Below are 4,292 nucleotides of genomic sequence, written 5' to 3' on the forward strand. Positions count from 1 at the left end.
GCCACTCCGATGGCGCTCATGGGATGTGTGATCACCAAGAAGAGCGCCATCGGAGTGGCGCGCTCCCAGCGCATGACATGACGCGTTCTTTTGGCAAAGTTAGCGCCTATGAGCGGCGCGCCCCAGCCATGAATCCTTAAGCGATCGCCACCCTCAACTTCGCGCGCGCAGCGCGCAGCGCCGTCTCGACCTCGGCGGCATCGCTGCCTTCGGCGAAGATGAAGCCGAGATAGCGGTCGCCCCATGGCAGGGGCTGCACCGCCTGCCCGCTCGGGATGGTGATCGACAGGCCGGTGATGCCTCCGACAGCCTTCGCCTCGGCCTGCCCCTCGACACCCTGCAGCACGCCGGCGCGCTCCACCGGCAGCATGAGCACGCCGGCGGCGCCGGGCGGTGGTGCGGCATCGACAGGGGCGCCGAGGGCGTTCAGCAGGATCGTCATCTCGAGGCTCATGCCGTCCGGGAAGCGCAGCGAGCGCGAGCAGAGGCCGCCGATCGAGCGCGCCGCCAGCTCCAGCATCACCGGCCTCGCCTCGCCTGCCCGCTCGTCGATGCGCAACTCGGCGTGGATCGGGCCGTGACGGAGGCCGAGCGCCTGCGCCGCGCGTTCGGCGAGGCGCGTCGCGGCGGCGAGCGTCGGGCCGGGCAATCGGGACGGCGTGACGAGCAGGGTCTCCTCGAAGGTCGGACCGTCCGGCGCGTCGGGCTTGTCGAAGATCGCGGTGACGGCGAGCGCGCCGTCGGACAACAGGCCGTCGATGCTCAGCTCCCGGCCCGGCACGTATTCCTCGAGCAGGATCGGCTCGCCGTCCTTGCGGCCGCTCGCGGCCAGGATGGCGCGGATCTCCGCCGCGGCGGCGCCCAGCCCGGCTTCGTCGTCGACGCGCAGCACGCCGCGACTGGCGCTGAGCGACACCGGCTTGGCGATGCAGGGAAAGCCGAGACTGCGGGCCGCACCGAGCAGCTGGCTTACGTCGGCGTCGGCGGCGATGACGTGAAACCCCGGCTGAGAGACGCCGGTCGAGGCCCAGAGACGGCGCTGGCTCGCCTTGTCGGCGGCGGCAGCGACTGCGTCGGGCGCGTTGTGGGCAAGGCCCAGCGCGGCGCCCAGGCGGGCGGCAAGCGGTAGCATGTCGGCATCGACGGCGACCACGGCATCGACCGGACCGACCGACTTCAGGAGACGATCGCCGCTGGCGTCCGGATCGGCCGGATCGACATGCACGACCGGATTGCCGCCCAGCGGCAATGCACCGTCACTGCCGATGACGATATCGAGCTCGAGCCGGTTGGCGGCGAGGACGAAGTCGGTCGCCCGATAGGTGATCGGCGGAACCAGGAGCAGGACGCGCCTGCCCTTGACGCCGGCGTTCCCGCTCATCGCTTCGCCGCCGAGAAGAAGGGCTCGCGGCCGGCCTCGTGGTCGGTGACGTCGGTCAGGCCGACGACACCCGGAACCCTGGCGCGCAACAAGGGCTCGATGCCCTGCCGCAGCGTCACTTCCGCGAGGCTGCAACCCTGGCAGCCACCTTCGAGGCGAAGCCGGACCCACCCCTCCTCCACCGCCACGAGATGCGCATGACCGCGATGCGCGGCGATGACGGGCTTGATGTCGCGCTCGAGCACGCCGCGCACGAGATCCGCGACGTCGCCCCCGGCGGCAGTGGGTTCATGTGGACCGCGGGCGTCCCGCCCGCTCTTCTCACGAGTCATGAGCGGGCGGGACGCCCGCGGTCCAGGGAGACCCGCGGCGGCGGCGGGCGCGGGCCCGGTGATCACAACGCGCGTGACCTCGGGAACGGCGTGGCGGATCAACGCCTCGATGCGCGCCGCGAGCGGCAGGGCCGCGCCGGGCGATCCCGTCACCTCGAGCCGCGCCGTGCCGTCCTCGACGTCCAGCACGCGGATCTCGCCGCCACGTGCAATCACCGAGGGCAGCACGCTCGCCTGCAGGGCGGCCGCGACCTTGTCGGCGAGAGTCACGGCCGAGCCTCCGGGGCGTTGGGAATGTCGGCGAGCGCCTGTTCCAGGTCGGCGATCAGGTCGGCCGGCGCCTCGATGCCGATCGACAGGCGCAGCAGGTCGTCGGGGATCGGCGAGGACGGCCCCTCCATGCTGCTGCGGTGCTCGATCAGGCTTTCGACGCCGCCCAGCGACGTCGCGCGCTTGAAGACCTCGACGCGCGCGAGCACCGCCTTCGCCTGCGCAACCCCGCCCGCCACGCGAATCGACAGCATGCCGCCGAAGCCACCCGTCATCTGGCGCGCCGCGATGGCGTGGCCGGGATGAGCGGCGAGGCCCGGATAGAGGACGGCGCGCAGCGCCGGATGGGTCTCGAAGTGCCGCGCGATCGCGAGCGCCGTCTGCGAGGCATGCCGCACGCGCAGGAACAGGGTCCGCATGCCGCGCACCAGCAGCCAGGCCTCGAACGGCCCCGGCACGGCGCCGGCGGTGCGCCGCCACGACCGGATGCGTTGCCAGAACGGATCGTTGCGCGCACTCACCACCGCGCCGGCGAGAACGTCGCTGTGGCCGTTGAGATACTTGGTGGCGGAATGGACGACCAGGTCGGCGCCGAGCTCGATCGGCCGCGTCAGCACGGGAGTCGGCACCGTGTTGTCGACAGCCACGCGCGCGCCGGCGGCATGCGCCAGGGCGCACACCGCGCCGAGATCGGTGATCTCCCAGGTCGGGTTCGCCGGAGTCTCCAGCCACACCAGGCGGGTCGAGCCCGGGCGGAGGGCCGCCTTCACGGCGTCGAGATCGGCGGTGTCGACGAACTCTACGTCGAGCCCCCACGACAGGCCGAACTCGGCCAGCCATTTGCGCACGCCCCAATAGAGCACGCGTGCGACCACGACATGGTCGCCGGGGATGAGCGACTGGAAGACGGCGATGGCGGCGGCCATGCCGGAGGCGAACAGAATGCAGCCGCCGCCCGCACCCTCGAGCATCGCCAGCATCCGCTCGGCCTGCTCGTAGGTCGGATTGTCGGCGCGCGTGTAGACGCGTCCCTGGTGATAGGAACCGTCGGCCGCCTGCTCATAGTTGGTGGAAACGCTGATCGCCGGCGCAAGCGCACCCGTCGCCGGATCGATCTCGCCCAGTGCCTGCGCCACCATCGTCTCCGGCGATACCTGCGAGCCCTTCATTGCCCTGCTCCCCGCGAGCGCCGCGTCCCAGCCTGTGGCAATAGCGGACATGTCCAGCGAGGGCGAGTCCCTCGCCAGCGGTCGCTGCCATTCATGCTCGTGTGGACCGCGGGCGTCCCGCCCGCTCATGACTCATGAGAAGAGCGGGCGGGACGCCCGCGGTCCAAGGAGAGCATGACCCTCTGCCGCGTCGTCCCCGGCCGCACCTGCGAGGTCGCGATCCGGAAGCTAACGCGCTGCCTTGACGATGCGGTGTGCGGGCGCCATGCGCGTCGCCAGAATCTTGTCGATGCGCCGGCCATCCATGTCGATTACCTCGAGCCGCCAGCCGCCGACATCGACGGCATCGCCGGCCTCGGGAAGCCGACGCATGGCGCTCAGCACCAGGCCTGCCGCGGTGTGGTAGTCGCCGGCACGCGCGGTGGCGAAGCCGAGCAGCTCGGCGAGCTCGTCGACCGGCATGCTGCCCGCGATCAACCAGGAGCCGTCGGCACGCTGGGTCGCATCGGGCTCGGGCGGGCCTTCGCCGGTATGAAAGGCGCCGGCGATCGCCTCGAGGACGTCGGACGGCGTGACGACGCCGACAAAATGTCCGTACTCGTCCTGCACCAGCGCCATCGGCACCGGCGAGTCCTTGAGCATATCGAGCGCATCGAGCGCGTTCATCGACTCGATCACGATCGGCGCCGTTCGCACGAGGGCCCGCACGTCAGGGGCATTGCCGGCGATGTAGCTGTCGAGCAGGTCCTTGGCATGGATGATGCCGATGATGTTGTCGTCGCCTTCGAAGGCCGGCAGCTGGGCGTGGCTGCTGGCGCGCACGACCGCGAGGGTCACGGCCGGATCGAGAGTAACGTCGATCGTGTCGACGTCGACGCGCGGCGTCATCAACGCCTCGACGGAGCGCGCGCTGAGCCGCATCACGCCGCTGATCATGCCGCGGGCGCGCGGCTCCAGCGCGCCCGACGTCTCGGCCTCGGCGATCAATGCCTTGATCTCGTCCGCCGTGACCGTCGTCTCGCTCTCCTCCTTTCTGCCGAGCAGGCCAAGCACGGCCTTGCCCGAGACGTCGAGCAGCCAGACCAGCGGCGCGGCGACGCGCGCCAGCAGCGCCATGGCCGGTGCGACGGTGGCCGCGAC

The 4,292-nt window shown here is 71.1% G+C and carries 4 protein-coding genes; all 4 read right to left on the bottom strand.

Annotation, left to right across the window (positions count from 1 at the left end):
- Window positions 1–136 precede the first annotated feature (136 nt).
- Window positions 137–1,381 carry an ATP-grasp domain-containing protein gene (locus tag AB7O82_RS37530; RefSeq protein WP_428621837.1) on the bottom strand — a complete coding sequence of 415 codons (1,245 nt, stop codon included), beginning with the start codon at window positions 1,379–1,381 and terminating at the stop codon, window positions 137–139.
- Window positions 1,378–1,983, bottom strand: coding sequence for a NifU family protein (locus AB7O82_RS37535; protein WP_428621839.1), 606 nt, complete (start codon window positions 1,981–1,983; stop codon window positions 1,378–1,380). Before AB7O82_RS37535 ends, AB7O82_RS37530 begins: the two co-directional genes overlap by 4 nt.
- Entirely contained in the window at window positions 1,980–3,152 is a 1,173-nt protein-coding gene (locus tag AB7O82_RS37540) for a trans-sulfuration enzyme family protein (protein WP_428621841.1), read from the bottom strand. Before AB7O82_RS37540 ends, AB7O82_RS37535 begins: the two co-directional genes overlap by 4 nt.
- Before the next feature lie 228 nt (window positions 3,153–3,380).
- Window positions 3,381–4,292 (bottom strand): hemolysin family protein (locus AB7O82_RS37545; RefSeq protein WP_428621843.1); only part of this gene is annotated, 912 nt, incomplete at its 5' end.

It is taken from the genome of Reyranella sp., assembly GCF_050185545.1.
GTDB lineage: Bacteria > Pseudomonadota > Alphaproteobacteria > Reyranellales > Reyranellaceae > Reyranella.